At 67.4% G+C, this 15006-nt stretch carries 15 protein-coding genes; 3 read left to right on the plus strand and 12 right to left on the minus strand.

What is annotated here, in order from left to right; genetic code table 11:
• The first annotated feature begins 100 nt into the window (after positions 1 to 100).
• Positions 101 to 592, plus strand: a complete 492-nt coding sequence (locus SK803_RS33295) for a beta-class carbonic anhydrase (RefSeq protein ID WP_319970132.1) — start codon at positions 101 to 103, stop codon at positions 590 to 592.
• On the opposite strand, the gene SK803_RS33300 is transcribed toward SK803_RS33295, so the two are convergent.
• From SK803_RS33300 to rlmN, 5 genes are all read right to left on the minus strand, one after another.
• Positions 589 to 1005 carry a hypothetical protein gene (locus SK803_RS33300; protein WP_319970133.1) on the minus strand — a complete coding sequence of 139 codons (417 nt, stop codon included), beginning with the start codon at positions 1003 to 1005 and terminating at the stop codon, positions 589 to 591. The two genes, SK803_RS33295 and SK803_RS33300, sit on opposite strands and share 4 nt — an antisense overlap.
• A gap of 113 nt (positions 1006 to 1118) precedes the next feature.
• Positions 1119 to 1778 (minus strand): hypothetical protein, encoded by a 660-nt coding sequence (locus SK803_RS33305; protein ID WP_319970135.1) that lies wholly within the window; start codon positions 1776 to 1778, stop codon positions 1119 to 1121.
• 71 nt (positions 1779 to 1849) lie between these two features.
• Positions 1850 to 2281, minus strand: a complete 432-nt coding sequence (locus SK803_RS33310) for a type II toxin-antitoxin system VapC family toxin (RefSeq protein ID WP_319970136.1) — start codon at positions 2279 to 2281, stop codon at positions 1850 to 1852.
• On the minus strand, positions 2278 to 2523 hold the full coding sequence (locus tag SK803_RS33315; RefSeq protein ID WP_319970137.1) for a FitA-like ribbon-helix-helix domain-containing protein: 246 nt from the start codon (positions 2521 to 2523) through the stop codon (positions 2278 to 2280). The genes SK803_RS33310 and SK803_RS33315 overlap by 4 nt, the downstream gene beginning before the upstream one ends.
• Positions 2524 to 2603: 80 nt before the next feature.
• The gene (gene rlmN / locus SK803_RS33320) at positions 2604 to 3710 is read right to left on the minus strand and encodes a 23S rRNA (adenine(2503)-C(2))-methyltransferase RlmN (protein WP_319970139.1); all 1107 of its coding nucleotides are present in this window, start codon (positions 3708 to 3710) and stop codon (positions 2604 to 2606) included.
• A gap of 194 nt (positions 3711 to 3904) precedes the next feature.
• On the opposite strand from rlmN, the gene SK803_RS33325 reads away from it, so the two are divergent.
• Positions 3905 to 4291, plus strand: a complete 387-nt coding sequence (locus tag SK803_RS33325; protein WP_319970140.1) for a PadR family transcriptional regulator — start codon at positions 3905 to 3907, stop codon at positions 4289 to 4291.
• A gap of 1 nt (position 4292) precedes the next feature.
• Here SK803_RS33325 and SK803_RS33330 read toward each other — a convergent pair whose 3' ends face one another.
• From SK803_RS33330 to SK803_RS33345, 4 genes are all read right to left on the minus strand, one after another.
• Positions 4293 to 5267, minus strand: coding sequence for an aldo/keto reductase (locus SK803_RS33330; RefSeq protein ID WP_319970141.1), 975 nt, complete (start codon positions 5265 to 5267; stop codon positions 4293 to 4295).
• An 18-nt stretch (positions 5268 to 5285) separates the two neighbouring features.
• Complete coding sequence (locus SK803_RS33335; protein ID WP_319970142.1) at positions 5286 to 10196, minus strand: fibronectin type III domain-containing protein; 4911 nt, start codon at positions 10194 to 10196, stop codon at positions 5286 to 5288.
• A gap of 81 nt (positions 10197 to 10277) precedes the next feature.
• Positions 10278 to 11066, minus strand: a complete 789-nt coding sequence (locus SK803_RS33340) for a GNAT family N-acetyltransferase (RefSeq protein ID WP_319970143.1) — start codon at positions 11064 to 11066, stop codon at positions 10278 to 10280.
• A gap of 8 nt (positions 11067 to 11074) precedes the next feature.
• Positions 11075 to 11818, minus strand: a complete 744-nt coding sequence (locus SK803_RS33345; protein ID WP_319970144.1) for a class I SAM-dependent methyltransferase — start codon at positions 11816 to 11818, stop codon at positions 11075 to 11077.
• An 88-nt stretch (positions 11819 to 11906) separates the two neighbouring features.
• On the opposite strand from SK803_RS33345, the gene SK803_RS33350 reads away from it, so the two are divergent.
• Entirely contained in the window at positions 11907 to 12731 is an 825-nt protein-coding gene (locus SK803_RS33350; RefSeq protein ID WP_319970145.1) for a VOC family protein, read from the plus strand.
• Between the two features lie 10 nt (positions 12732 to 12741).
• On the opposite strand, the gene SK803_RS33355 is transcribed toward SK803_RS33350, so the two are convergent.
• The 3 genes from SK803_RS33355 to pyrH form a co-directional block, all read right to left on the minus strand.
• A complete protein-coding gene (locus tag SK803_RS33355) occupies positions 12742 to 13587 on the minus strand; it encodes a phosphatidate cytidylyltransferase (RefSeq protein WP_319970146.1) in 846 nt (281 codons plus the stop codon).
• A gap of 81 nt (positions 13588 to 13668) precedes the next feature.
• Positions 13669 to 14226: a ribosome recycling factor gene (gene frr / locus SK803_RS33360; protein WP_319970147.1), complete on the minus strand. Its 558-nt coding sequence runs from the start codon at positions 14224 to 14226 to the stop codon at positions 13669 to 13671.
• A gap of 61 nt (positions 14227 to 14287) precedes the next feature.
• Positions 14288 to 14998 (minus strand): UMP kinase, encoded by a 711-nt coding sequence (gene pyrH, locus SK803_RS33365; protein WP_396426237.1) that lies wholly within the window; start codon positions 14996 to 14998, stop codon positions 14288 to 14290.
• Between the last annotated feature and the right edge of the window lie 8 nt (positions 14999 to 15006).

Consider the following 15006-nt stretch of genomic DNA (forward strand, 5'->3'; position numbering starts at 1 on the left):
GTCTCTGAGTGGGGGCCTTTCCCATCTCCTGGGCACAGTTGCAGGTATGCGCATGCGGCAGTTGGCTCAAGGCATACGCCCAGGTGAGAGGACCTCGCACATGTCGGTCACCGACGAACTGCTCGCCAACAACGCCTCGTACTCAGCCCAGTTCTCCGGCCCGCTCCCGCTGCCACCCGCCAGGCACCTGGCCGTCGTCGCCTGCATGGACGCCCGCATCGACGTCTACCGCGTGCTGGGCCTGCGGGAAGGCGAAGCGCACGTCATCCGCAACGCCGGCGGCGTCGTGACCGAGGACGAGATCCGCTCGCTCGCCATCAGCCAGCGCCTGCTCGGCACCCGCGAGATCATCCTGATCCATCACACCGACTGCGGCATGCTCACGTTCACCGACGACGACTTCAAGCGCTCGATCCAGGACGACGTCGGCGTGAAGCCCGCCTGGGCCGCCGAGGCGTTCAGCGACCTGGAAGAGGACGTCCGGCAGTCCGTCGGGCGCATCCTCGCGAACCCGTTCGTGCCGGTGAAGGACTCCGTGCGGGGCTTCGTGTTCGACGTGGCGACCGGCGCACTGACCGAGGTAAAGCCTTAGACACAAACCCAGCAGTACAGCCGTTCGTCCTTGCTCACCGCTTTCTGCGCCAGCGCCTGAAGTTCGTGCAGAATCTCAGCCAGCTCCACGGGATCCCACCTTTGCAACTCCTCAATCTGCGCCCAAGCCACGGCAACGTCGCTCAGGTCGGACGCCTGGTGGAGCCCGTCCCGCAATCCATCAGTGACGGTGAGGACCAGCAGCTCGCCGTCGCCCTCCATCGCCACCAGCTGCCCAGACCGCTCATCGCGCACCACGTCGTCGTAGGGCCGCCCCGTGAGCAACTCCTCCAACTTCCCCATCACCACAACGGGATCGAGCCACTTGGTCTCCACCGGCCCGAACTGCGAGGGCCCGCCGTCGATCACCGTCGCCGCCACCTCGTCCGACGGCGCGGCGAAGTAGTCGTACATCACTCCCACAACCGAATTCCCCTCAGTGCACGCGATGTTCGCAGCAGTACATCACGCGCATCCACTCCCACAGCAGGTCCACCGTGATCTCGGCGCAGGTTCCGGGGTTCGCTTCATCGGCGGTTGCTCACCCGATGTTCGAGGCAGTACTGGACATGCAGCTGCTCCCCCTGCATGCCCTCAGCCCAGATCTCGGCGCAGAACCCCTCGCGCTGCTCCTCGTGCATCAGCCGCGGCCAGTCCTCGACCATCTCCCGCAACTCGGTGCAGGCCGCCGCGAACGCCTTCCAACTCCCGGTGAAGAACGCGGTGTCCGCAGCGAAGTGGTACCGCAACTCGTCCCTGAACTCGCGATGCCGAGCCTCACCCCGCCACAACACGTCCCTCGGCAACCCCCGGCACACCACGGTGTGCGGCCGGCCTCCCCGAAGCCGAGCCCGCACGTCCTTCCACCGCGAAGCCGGAAACCCCAAACTGTGGTGCAGCAGAACGAGATCCACCGAAATGTCGTTCTCGGCGGCATACATCCGGCACTCACAATCCTTGCGCCGCAACGGCAAGTAAACCAACGTCCGCGGCGACCGCATGGCAAACGCCCACGCCATCGCCAACTCCTTGGCGGCCGCCTTGTTCACCGTCACGCTCACACCGCAGGACGCGAGGTGCATCGAGGCATGCGCCACCGGCCGGGCAGGCCGCACCACCCGGTACTCGTCACGGCCCAGCCGCACTGTGCTGACGAGCGTGCGCCAGCGTTCCCCCTCGAGTTTCATCGCGGGAAACGGTAAGGCTCATCGGCGAACCGCCCCACCGAATTTCGCCCGCGCCGCGCGAGTCCACCTTCTTACGACTCGCGTACGTCGCCCCATGGGTTGAGCAAAGCGATGCCCGTGTCGATGAAATCCTTGGTGTTGCGAGTGGCCAAGCAGGCCGCGAAACGGCGGCAGATGGCAGCGATCTGCGCATCGGCCATGCTGATCGGGGAGCCCTGTTCCTCACGCGCAGCCGCGATCTCGCCGTAGTAGCCGGCTGCCGCACCGTCGAACGGCAGAATCTGCCCCTGGAAGTCCTCGGTCAACAGTTCCGAGACCTTGACCGCGAGCACTGTCCTGCGTTGGCCGTCCGGCATTCGCTCGACCCCGTACGCGAGCTCGGCGGCCGTCACGGCGGTGATGAAGACTTCGTCGGCCGGGTAGCGATCGACCCAGCGAATCACCTCGTCGTTCGGAAGCTGCCTCATCAGTTCCGAAACGACGTTGGTGTCAAGAACGATCACTCGGGAAATTCCGCTGCTCGTGCCCGCTCCGTGCGCTGAGGAGGTTCGAACGAGACCTCATCCACGTCGGCGAAGCGTTGTTGAATCCTCGTCCCCATACCGGGACCTGAGTCGGACTTGGTCAACACCGCCGCGAGAATCGCGCGCACCTCGGCTTCCATCGACCGGCCGTGCTCAGCCGCACGAATCCTGAGCTTCGCTTTCAGGCTTTCGTCGAAGTCTCGGATCGTCAGGACCGCCATGATCCACCTCCGATGCTGTCATTGCAGTCAATGCTAGCACCTGAGCGTGCGAGTAGTAGTTCTGCCAGCCAATCCCCAGGTCAGCCCTCAGCAGCCAGCTGACCGCAAGCCGCGGCGATCTCCTGCCCACGAGTGTCGCGCACGGTGCACTCCACACCCTGCTCCCGCACCCGCCGCACGAACTCCCGCTCAACAGGCTTGGGCGACGCGTCCCACTTCGATCCAGGAGTCGGGTTCAGCGGAATCAGGTTCACGTGCACCAGCTGCCCCAGGTACTTGCGCAGCTTCTTGCCGAGCAGATCCGCCCGCCAGCCCTGGTCGTTGATGTCGCGGATCAGCGCGTACTCGATCGACACCCGCCGCCCGGTCTGGTCGGCGTACGCGCGCGCCGCCTCCAGCACCTCGGCGACGTCCCACCGGGTGTTCACCGGCACCAGGGTGTTGCGCAGCTCGTCGTCCGGCGTGTGCAGCGACACCGCCAACCGCACCTGCAGCTTCTCCTCGGTCAGCTTCTTGATCGCCGGCACCAGGCCCACCGTCGACACGGTGACGGTGCGCTGCGAGATGCCGAGGCCGTCCGGTGCCGGGGCGGTGATGCGGTGCACGGCCTCGATCACGCGCTTGTAGTTCGCGAGCGGTTCGCCCATGCCCATGAAGACGATGTTGGAGAGCCGGCCTGGTCCGCCGGGGATGTCGCCGTCGCGCATCGCCGCGGCACCCAGCCTGACCTGGTCCACGATTTCGGCGGTCGACAGGTTGCGTTGCAGGCCGCCCTGGCCCGTTGCGCAGAACGGGCAGGCCATGCCGCAGCCGGCCTGTGACGAGATGCACAGGGTCGCGCGGTCCGGGTAGCGCATGAGGACGGACTCGATGAGCGTGCCGTCGTGGGCGCGCAGCAGGGTTTTGGCCGTGGTGCCCTCGTCGGTGGTGACCTTGCGCACGACTGTGAACAGCGGCGGCATCAGGTCGGCGACGAGCTTGTCGCGCGTGGCGGCCGGGATGTCGGTCATCTCGGCCGGGTTCACGGTCAGGCGGCTGAAGTAGTGGTTCGACAGCTGCTTGGCGCGGAACGGCTTTTCGCCCAGGGCCGCAACGGCTTCCGCGCGTTCGGCAGGTGACAGGTCGACGAGGTGGCGCGGCGGCAGGCCGCGCTTGGGCGCGTCGAAGACAAGGGGAAGCGAGGTCATAGCACATCTAGTGTCCCACGAACTTCAGCGACACAAGACCGTTGCATCGCGATAGGTTCCGATATATCGTTAGCGACATGATGATGAGACCACACCACAGAGAGCACCACCACAGACATCGCCACGGTCCCTTCGGGGGCGGTGGCAGGGGCGGCCGCCAGAGGCGCGGCAACGTCCGGGCGGCGGTTCTGTCCTTGCTGGCAGAACGGCCGATGCACGGCTACGAGATCATTCAGGAGATCGCCAAGCGCACCGGCGGCGTGTGGAGCCCGAGCCCAGGCTCGGTCTACCCGACGCTGCAGATGCTCGCCGACGAAGGCCTCATCTCCGCGGTCGAGGAAGGAGGCAAGAAGCTGTTCACCGTCACCGAGCACGGCAGGACGGAGCACACGGCCCCGCCCTGGCGCGACATCGACATCCAGCTCGACCCGGTCGACGGCGAACTGCGGTCGGCGGTCCGGCTGATGGGCAGCGCGATGGAGCAGATCTCCCACGCGGGCACGCCCGAGCAGAAGGCCCGCGCGGTCGAGCTCTACAACGAGTTGCGGCGCAAGCTGTACGCCATCCTCGCCGAGGAGTGACCTACCACCGGTCGTGCACGTGCGGCCGGATCAGCTCGTCGTAGACGGCGGCGACAGCCGCCGAGTCGACGGGCGCCAGAGCGGCAGCCCGTGAGTTCGCGGCCGCCTGCGAAACGTTGCGCGCACCGGGGATCACGACCGTGACACCGGGCTGGTCGATGATCCAGCGCAACGCGAACTGCGCCATCGTGGCACCTTCCGGCACCAGCGGCCGCAACCGCTCGACGGCCTCCAGGCCGACCTCGTACGGGACCCCGGAGAAGGTCTCGCCGACGTCGAACGCCTCGCCGTTGCGGTTGTAGTTGCGGTGATCGTCCGCGCCGAAAGTCGTTGCCGCCGTGTACTTCCCGGACAGCAACCCGGACGCGAGCGGCACCCGCGCGATGATCGCCACACCCGCCTCGGCCGCGGCCGGCAGCACCTGCTCGAGGGGCTTGAGCCGGAACGCGTTCAGGATGATCTGCACGCTGGCCACGTGCGGACGCCTGATCGCCGCCAGCGCCTCCTCGACCTTCTCCACAGACATGCCATAGGCAGCGATCCGTTGCTGCTCAACCATTTCGTCCAAGGTGTCGAACACCTCGTCGCGGCTGTACGCCGGCGTGGGCGGGCAGTGCAGCTGCACGAGGTCCAGCGTGTCGACACCCAGATTGCGGCGGCTGCGGTCGTTCCACGCGAGGAAGTTCTCCCGGTTGTACCCCTCCGTGGTCTGCGCCGGCAGTCGCCGCCCCATCTTCGTGGCGACGAACACGTCGCCCTGACGCTCCTTGAGGAACCGCCCGACGAGCGTCTCGCTGCGGCCGTCGCCGTACACGTCGGCGGTGTCGAAGAAGTCGACACCCGTGTCGGCGGCGGCGTGCAGCAGCGCGAGCGCCTCGCTCTCATCCACCTCGCCCCAGTCGGCGCCGAGTTGCCAGCAACCCAGCCCCACGACGCCGACCTGGCGGTTCAACCTGCCTGCGATTCGCTTCTCCACGAACCGGAGCCTAGTCCGCTACCAGCAGTCGTTCGTGCCGCTGTACGGCCCGAGGTAGCCGCCCCAGTACAGATTCGCGTCCGTTTCGAACTTGTTCAGCCGCCAGGGGTTGCCCGCCGCTTTCCAGGAGGCCGCGGAGGCGATCGCGTAGGCGGTCACGAACGATCCGTACGACGCGAAGAACGTCGTCTGCCACGTGTGCACGGCCTCATGCCTGAGCAACTGCTGCGAGTTGTTCTCCGCCACTCCCGTGCCGTACCGGCCGCGCAGGCTCAGCTTCTCCTCCGCTTCGCACTTGGTGAGCTGGTTGAGCCTGTCCTTGCTCTGCGGGAAGAAGAAGTAGTCGCCGATCGTGATCGGCTGGCCGGTGGCAGTCGGGCTGAAGCCGAAGCACACCCGTTGGCGGTTGCTCGTCGCACATTCCAGGCCGAGCTTCTGCACCACCAGGTACGCGGCCGCGTTCGAGCCGTTGCCGATGTTCTGCCAGTTGTACTGGAAGTCCGGCATCCACACGTTCGACACGGCCGCCGCGACCGGTGAGTACACCTTGCCGGCCATGTTGGACATGGAGACGCGGAACTCCCACTTCACGCCGACCGGCCGCTGGTGCAGGTAATCGCTCGGACGGTTGGTGGTGGACATCGGGTACCACGGGCCGTTGTCAGACGCGTTGCGGTACTCGAGCGAGTAGAGGACACCCGTTGTCGGGCTCGCGCCCCACGACACGTTCACCTTCGGGGTGTTGCGCTCCGCCGAGGCGTAGATCCAGGAGGGCGCGACAGGTAGCGGCGGCAGGGGTTTGACCGTCACGGTGTTCGACGCATTGCCTTGGCCTGCCTCGTTCGCCGCACGCACGTAGAACGAGTAGTTGTAACCGTTGAGCAGGCCGGTGGCGTTGAACGACGTGCCGTGGACAGGGTTCGGGAAGTAGAACCAGCTCGACTGGCCCTGCGGCTGGAAGTAGACCCAGTAGTAGTCGGCACCGCTGCTGGGGTTCCAGCTGAGCTGCGCGCGCCCGTCACCCGCGCTCGCCGACAGCCCACTCGGGGCGGAAGGCAAGGGCTGGAACGGTTTCGCACTGACCACGTTGGACGGTGGACTCTGGCCGCCGAGGTTCGCCGCCGTCACGCGGAACTCGTAGTTGAACCCGTTGAGCAGGCCGGTGGCGGTGAACGACGTACCGCTCGCCGGGTACTGGAAGTAGTACCACTGGCTGTGGCCCTGCGGCCGGAAGTACACCCAGTGGTAAACCGGGCCGCTGGGGCTCGCGTTCCAGGTCAGCGTCACCCTCTTGTCGCCGGCGACCGCCCTCAGGTTCGACGGCGCGGCAGGCGGTGGCGGCACCGGTGTCGCGGCCACCACGTTCGACGCACCGCTCTCCCCCGCGACGTTGCCGGAGATCACCCGGAACTCGTAGCGGTGGCCGTTCGCGAGCGGCTTCACGGTGAGCGCCCACGCCTGCACGGGCAGCGGAAGCCGTTGCCAGCCAACCTGCCCCGCGGTCGTGTCGCGGTACTCCACCCAGAAGTACGTGGCGTGCTCGACCGCGTTCCAGCCGAGGCCCACCTCTCCGTTGCCGGCGATCGCGGTCAACGAAGCGGCGGCGGGACGCGGCGGCAACGGCCGTGCGCTCACAACGGGAGTCGTCTTGCTGTCACCAGCTGAGTTCGTCGCGGACACCTTGAACTCGTAGGTGTGCCCGTTGGTCAACGGCTCCAGCGTCGCCGTCGGCGATCCGAACGGCACGTCGAGCTTGCGGAAGCCCTCACCGATCGAGGTGTCGCGGTAGTAGACCCAGTAGTACACGCTCCCGGTGGGCGACGCGGTCCAGTTCAGCACCACCCTGCCGTTGCCGGGTGACGCCGTCAGGTTCGTCGGCGGAGCCGGCAGACCACCGCGCGACGTGATGCTGACGGTGTTGGAGACGGCCCCGAGTCCACCCGCGTTCTCCGCGCGCACCTGGAACTCGTAGACGTGGCTGTCGCGCAGCCCTTCCCAGCTCATCGTCGTCTGGTCGGTCGGGTACGTGGCCCGCGTGAACGCGGTCTCGCCCGCCGTCACGTCCCGCCGGTAGACCCAGTAGTAGAGGTTCGGCCCGGCCGAGTCCCACTGCAGGTCGACGCTGCCGTCACCGGCCGCACCCCCGCGCAGGTTGCCGGGAGCCGCGGGAAGCGCGTAGGTCGCGGTGGCCGACCGGACGTCGGAAGCGGGACCGTCACCGGCGAGGTTCGTCGCCACGATCTTGAACTCGTAGACGTGCCCGTGCGTCAGCCCACCAGCCGTGAACTTCGCCTCACCGGCGGGGTACGGCAGCTTGGTGAAGCCCTGACCAGCGGTGACGTCCCGTTGGTAGATCCAGTAGTAGACGTTCGGCAGCGCGGTCCAGCCGAGTTCGATCTCACCGGACGGCTTCGGCGTGGCGGTGAGCCCGGCGACCTTGGCCGGCAACGGCGGCATGGGCTTCGCGGACACCACCGCACTCGCCGCGCCCTCACCGCCGTTGGTGATCGCGGAGATCTTGAACTCATAGGTGTGCCCGTTGGTCAGCAGGCCCGCGGTGAACGACGCGCCGGACGTGATCGGGTACTCCAGCTTGGTGAAGTTCTCCTCGCCCGCCGTCACGTCGCGCTGGTAGACCCAGTACCAGGCGCTGGGCACCGCACTCCAGTTCAACGCGACCGTGCCGTCGCCCGGCGTGGCGGTCAGCCCGACCGGCGCGGCGGGTGCGTCGTAGCGAGCCGTCGCCTGCACGACCGCGCTCGCCGGACCCTCACCGCCCGCGTTGACACCGCTCACCTTGAACTCGTAGACGTGGTCCTTCAACAGCAGACCCGGCTGGAAGCTGGTGCCGTCGGTGATCGGGTACTGCAGCTGGATGAAGCTCTCACCTGCGGTCACATCCCGCTGGTACACCCAGTACCAGAGGTTCTCGCCCGCCGAGTTCCACTGCAGCTTCACGCTGCCGTCGCCCTGAGCGGCCGCGGTCAGTCCGGTGGGCGCCGCGGGCTTGTCCCACCGCGCGGTCGCGGACACGACGCCCGACCGTCCCGACTCGACGTTGAACCGGTTGATCGAGGTGACCGCGAACTCGTAGACGTGCCCGCTCTGCAACAGACCCGGCTGCGCCGCGGTGCCGTCCGCCACGGGATAGGTGAGCCGCTTGAAGTCGGTCTCCCCTGCGGTCACATCGCGCTGATAGACCCAGTACCAGAGGCCGTCGCCCGCGGACGCCCACTGCAGCTTCACGCTGCCATCGCTTTGCGCGGCAGCGGTCAGGCCGGTCGGCACGGGTGGTGGCGCGACCTGCACGACCGCCTGGACGACGTTGGACGGGCCGCTCTGGCCACCGCCGTTGCGGGCCAGGACCTTGAACTCGTAGGTGTGGCCGGGCACGAGGTCGGTCACCGTGAAGCTGGTGCTGTTCGGGTTCGGGAACCACACCTCGGTGAAGTCGGCTTCGTTCGCGGTGACGTCGCGCCGGTAGATCTGGTACTGCGCGTTGCCCGTCACGGCGTTCCACTGCAGTGCCACGTCGGCGTTCGTACCTGGTGTGGCGCGCAGGTTGCCCGGCGCGGGTGGGGGCGTGACGTGCGCGGTGACGCTGACCGTGGACGAGAAGGCGCCTTCGCCGTTCGCGTTGACCCCGGACACCTTGAACTCGTAGGTGTGCCCGTCGCGCAGACCGCCGAGGCCGTGTTCGCCGGCCGTGTCCTGCTTGGGAGAGCGCGCGAAGTGCGTCTGCCCGGCCGTGACGTCCCGCTGGTAGACCCAGTAGCTCAGGCCGTTCTGGGCGGTCCAGGTGACCTTGCCGCCGCCCTCGGTGTCGGTGGTCGCCGCGACCCCGGCCGGTGCGGAGGGCACGGTCGACGGGTCCGGTGTGGCGGGCGGCCACGGCACGTCGACGAACCGGGGCCGGTAGATCCGCGCGTCGCTGTAGTTGTCCTCGTTGTTGAGACTGTTGTTGTTGTAGGACAACAGAAGCGTGCCGGGGCTCGCCTGTTCCTGATGCAGCTGCGCGTCGTAGGGGAACTGCCAGTTCGTGCTGATCTCCGGCTCCGGCGCCTTGTACAGGTACGCAGGCCCGGAGAACGGGCCGGTCGGGCTGGGCGCGGTGTACGCGGCGAGCCACGGACCGAACGGCGTGTTGCCGTCGTGGGTGGCGAGCACGAACTGGTTTCCGTTGCGCACCACGGAGAACGAGGTGCCGGCGCCGGAGAGCAGGCGCGCGGACTGGCTCTCCTGCGCGACCCACGTGGTGCCGTTCCAGAACTGCCACGCGCCGCCGAGGTTCGTCGTCCTGGCGACGTGGGCGAACTTGTAGCCGTCGACGTCCTCGGTGCCGTAGACGTAGTCGTAGCCGCCGTCCGAGACGATCGCCGAGCCCCAGCCGACCTTCTTGTCGAGCGTCAGGTCGGTGACGCTGGTGACGGCGAGCGCCGGCAGCGAGAACGTCACGAGCGCGGTACCGACCCTGACGAAGCCGAGCGGTCCCTCGCCTGCCTTGCTGTAGCGGCCGTAGATCGCTTTCAGCACGCCGTCCTGCACCTTGGCCGCGCCGATCCAGTAGAACTCGTCGGGGTTGGTGGCGTTGACCAGCGAGGTGGGGTTCGCCGTCGTACCGCCGTGCAGGGTCTGCACGAGCTGGTTGCCCTGCTGCACGACGATCGAGTTGTGGATGAACGGCGCGCTCTTGGGCCGTGAGTGGTCCGGGTTGACCGTGCCGAGGAACGTGTCGGAGAACAGCCACGCGACACGTCCGTCGGGCAGTTGCACGGACACCGTGCTGTCGGCACCGGTCCAGTGCCCGCCTTGGTCACCGTAGGTGTTGAACATGGCGCTGAGATCTGCGGAAGGTGGCGCTGCGTGACTTGGCGGCACCACGAACACACCCAGCAACAGCAGCAACGCGAGCAGGAACCGGCGTCTCATCGCGTACCCCCAGTACGTCGCGGCGACGAAGCTGAGGGAATGTACATATGAGACGACCTCGGGCAACAGAGCCCGAACGGTCTAGCGGGTGAAATTCAGCGTGCGAGCGTAGGGCCGGAAGCCCAGCTGCTCGTAGAACTTCTCCGCGGGATTTTCGTGGAACGGATAGACGATCGCCTGATCCGCACCCAAGTCGCGCAACGCCCGCATCGCGCCGAAACACGCCGCGGCACCCAGGCCCATTCGGCGGAAATCCGGATGCGTGCCAACGGGTTCGAGTTCGCCGACGCGGTTCTGGTCGTCCAACCACATCAGGCAATACGCCGCGAATCGGCCATCCGGCGCTTCCACCACCCAGTCGAGATCCGTGCGGTACGGCCAGGCCGCCATCACGTTGCGGTAGCTCTCCTCCGTCACGCGCGAGGGATTCCAGACCCGTTGGTGGATCTCGACGCGCCGGGCCAGATCCGCCTCGGTGACGGACCGGGCGGTGAAGCCTTCCGGCAGCGACGGCTCGGGCAGGTCACGCAGGTCGTGGGTCATGAAGACCTGATACTCGCCGTCCTTCCGTGAGTACCCGTGGCGTTCCAGAGCTGCGATCAGATGGGTTTCGGCGTCGAGGATCATCACCTCGCGGTCGGGAAACCGCTTCAGGACCTCGTCGGCGAGATCGGGATGCGCGGGATCGACCTGGAGGAACAAGTCGGTGCCGCGCTGCTCCCAGGCCCATGCGGCCGTCTCGCCATCGCGCTGCCACAGCTCGAACTGCCACTCCGGCTCGCGGCCGACGTGCTCGAACCGTTGCCACGCAAGGTCTCCGACGTGCCAGTTCGCGCTCTGCGACCAGAGCCGTTGAGTGAGACGTTGCATCTCACGGATCACACGATCAGCCCCTTCGGCTTGCGCCGCACGTGCAGCCGGTAGCCGACCGGGAAGCTCAGCCCGTCGACCGACGCGATCGCACGCGCGGCGACCTCGGCCGAGAACTCTATGCGCAGCACCGATTCCAGGTCTTCTCGATTTTCGAACCGCCACTCGGCGGTGACGCGGGTGAGCGAGAAACCGTTGTCCGCGAAGAACTTCTCTACCGCGGCGGGGTCGTAGCGCGGTTCGTCGGCACGCAGCCACGGCCCGTACGGATCGGCCGTGCCGTCCAGGTCGACGATCGCGAGCGCACCGCCGGGCCGCAGCACCCGGTCCGCCTCGCGCAGCCCCGGTTCGCAGCCCGGCCCGAAGAAGTAGGCGGTGCGGGCGTGCACGAGATCCGCTGAGGCGTCGTCGAGCGGCAGCCCTTGCGCGGGACCGGAAACGACGCGGGCGTTGTGGAGTTGAGCCACCCGGTGCTTGGCGCGTACGACGAGCGGCGGGTGCGGTTCGACACCTGTCACGGACTTCGCGGACCGGGCGAAGATCGGCAGGTGGAAGCCGTCGCCGCAGCCGACGTCGACGACGTCCAGTCCGTCAAACGGACATTCGTTACTTATCGCCGCCCAAATCGCACCGTGCACGTCCTGCGCGCGATTCTCGACCTCGTAGACGTCAGGCCAATGCCAGATGTTCGGGCTCGGCACGACATCTGCCGGGCGCACCGCGTTCAGCGCCGCCCGCACGAATCCCCTCACGAAGACACTGTAGGGCCTCGATTTGCCGGTGACCGTTCGAATTGGCCCAACTGCGGCGTAGCGTGATCGCATCTCTTCCCTGCAGGAGGTGGCAGTGTCGATCGCGCCGAACACTCCCCAGCTCGCACCGTTGCTCTCCGGTAGTCCGTGCTGGGCCGAGCGGACCGTGGACGACCTCAAGGGCGCCATCGAGTTCTACACCGGCCTGTTCGGCTGGCACTACGCCGACGACGACGGCTACACCGTGGCGATGGTCGACGGCATCCCCGTCGCCGGACTGCCGCAGGGCGAGCCGGACTCGTGGCGGTTGTACCTGGTCACACCCCATGCGCGAGCCACCGCGGAGAAGGCGTTCCACTTAGGCGGATCCGTGCTGCGCAACCCTGAGGACTCCGCCGACCACACGCAGAGCACCGTGATCGCCGACCCGACCGGCGCAGTCGTCGGGTTCCGGCACGTGCCACCGGACTGGCGCTTCGGCACGGGCGGGCACGGCGCCTACGCGTGGGCCGAGCTGAACACCCGGGACGGTGCGGCGGCCGACGAGTTCTTCGGCGAACTGTGCCACTACGACATCACGCAGATCGGCGACGGCCACCGGCTGGACTACGCGTCGTGGTCCGTCGAGGGCACCGAGGTGATCGGCCGGCAGAAGATGGGCCGCGAGTTCCCGTACGGAGAGCGCTCCCACTGGATGGTGTACTTCAACGCGGCGCCCGAGATCGGCACCGACTCGGTGGCGTACCGGGTGCTGGAGCTCGGCGGCCGGGTGACCGTCGAGCCCTACGACACCCCGTTCGGACGCATCACCGTCGTCGAGGACCACGCGGGTGCGGCGTTCTCGGTGATCGACCAGTCGCGCGTGATCGAGGCCGAGCCGCGCACCGAGGTGGACGACCCGTACGACGACTGACGCGCCGCCGCTACTGCACGAAGAGGTGCAGCAGCAGCCAGGACGCGACAGCGGACGGGAGGAGCGAGTCCATCCGGTCCATGATGCCGCCGTGGCCGGGCAGCAGCGTGCCCATGTCCTTGATGCCGAGGTCGCGCTTGATCAGCGACTCGACCAGGTCGCCCGCGGTGGCCGTGACGACGAGCGCGGCACCGAACAGCACGCCGTGCCACCACTGGCCGTCGAGCAGCGTGGTGACCGTGACCGCGCCGCCGGCCATGCCCGCGACCAGTGAGCCGGCGAAGCCCTCCCAGGACTTCTTCGGGCTGATCGTCGGGGCCATCGGGTGCTTGCCGAGGAAGACACCGGCCGCGTAGCCGCCGACGTCGGACAGCACGACACCGATGAGGAACGCGAAGGCGCGGCCCGCGCCGTCCTTCTCCGGAACGACGAGCATGGCCGCGAACGCCGCCATCAGCGGCACGTACGCGACCGTGAAGACGGACGCGCTGAGGTCGCGCAGGTAGCCGTCGGAGCCGCCGCGGAACCGCCAGGCCATGCACACCAGGACGGTGATCACGAACGCCGTCGTGATGCCCGTGCGTTCCCACGGCCAGGAGAGCCAGATGATCGCCTGGCCGCCGATGAGCGCGGGCCACAGCGCGACGTTGTAGCCCTTCTTCTTCAGCTCGGTCGCGAGCTCCCACGTCGCCACCGCCGCGGCTGCCGCGACGATGGCGATGAAGGTCTGCCGGACGGTCAGCAGCGACACGATGATGACGGCGCCGAGCCCGACACCGACCAGGATCGCGGACCGCAGGTCACGTCCCGCCCGCGAAGGCTTCGACGCGGGCACGTCCGCTGGACTGCCTGCCATCTGTGCTCCCATCACGACCTCCGCCCGGCCAGGGCACTCACGCCTGCGGCGCGACTCGGCCGGGCGAAACCATCAGGAACATCAGACTTCGAGAAGCTCGGCTTCCTTGTGCTTCACGAGCTCGTCGACCTGCGCGGTGTACTTGTGGGTCAGAGCGTCGAGCTCCTTCTCACCACGAGCACCGTCGTCCTCGCCCACCTCGCCGTCCTTGACGAGACGGTCGATCTCTTCCTTCGCCTTGCGGCGGACACCGCGGACGGAGACGCGCGCGTCCTCGCCCTTCTGCTTCGCGACCTTCACCATGTCCCTGCGGCGCTCCTCGGAGAGCTGCGGGATGACGATGCGGATGATGCTGCCGTCGTTGCTCGGGTTGACGCCCAGGTCGGAGTCCCTGATCGCCTTCTCGATCGCGTTCAGCTGGCCCGCGTCGTACGGCTTCACGACTGCCATGCGCGCCTCAGGGACCGTGATGCTGGCCATCTGGTTCAGCGGCGTCATCGAGCCGTAGTAGTCGATGTGAATGCGGTTGAACATCGAGGGAGTCGCACGACCGGTTCGGACGGAGGAGAGGTTCTCCTTCGCGACCGAAACCGCCTTTTCCATCTTCTCCTCGGCGTCGAGGAGGGTCTCGTCGATCACGACTGCTCCTTGCTCTGCGTGTACGTGCCCGAATCCCGGTCTGGTCTTGATCCCACCAGGTCTAGAAGGCCGGGCGGCCACCGGGGGTGCTGACCAGAGTGCCGATCTTCTCACCACGCACCGCGCGCGCGATGTTCCCCTCGGTGAGGAGGTTGAAGACGAGGATCGGCATGTTGTTGTCCATGCAGAGGCTGAAGGCCGTGGCATCGGCGACGTTGAGGCCGCGCTCCAGCACCTCGCGGTGGGTGATGTTGTCGAACATCAGCGCGTCCGGGTCGATCTTGGGGTCGGCCGTGTAGACGCCGTCGACGGCCTTGGCCATCAGGACGATCTCGCAGCCGATCTCCAGAGCGCGCTGGGCGGCGGTGGTGTCCGTGGAGAAGTACGGCAGGCCGGCGCCGCCACCGAAGATCACGACGCGTTCCTTCTCGAGGTGACGCATCGCGCGGCGGGGGATGTACGACTCGGCGACCTGCGTCATCTGGATGGAGGTCTGCACGCGGGTGTCGATGCCGTGCTCGCGCTCGAGGAAGTCCTGCAGCGCCAGGCAGTTCATGACCGTGCCGAGCATGCCCATGTAGTCGGCGCGCGAGCGGTCCATCCCGCGCTGCTGGAGCTCGGACCCGCGGAAGAAGTTGCCACCACCGATCACGACGGCCACCTGCACGCCGGACTTGTGGACGGCCGCGATCTGCTTGGCGACTGTCTGGACGACGTCGGGATCAACTCCGACGCCACCACCGCCGAACATCTCGCCACCGAGCTTGAGCATCACCCGGT

Source organism: Lentzea miocenica, assembly GCF_033949945.1.
GTDB classification, from domain to species: domain Bacteria; phylum Actinomycetota; class Actinomycetes; order Mycobacteriales; family Pseudonocardiaceae; genus Lentzea; species Lentzea miocenica.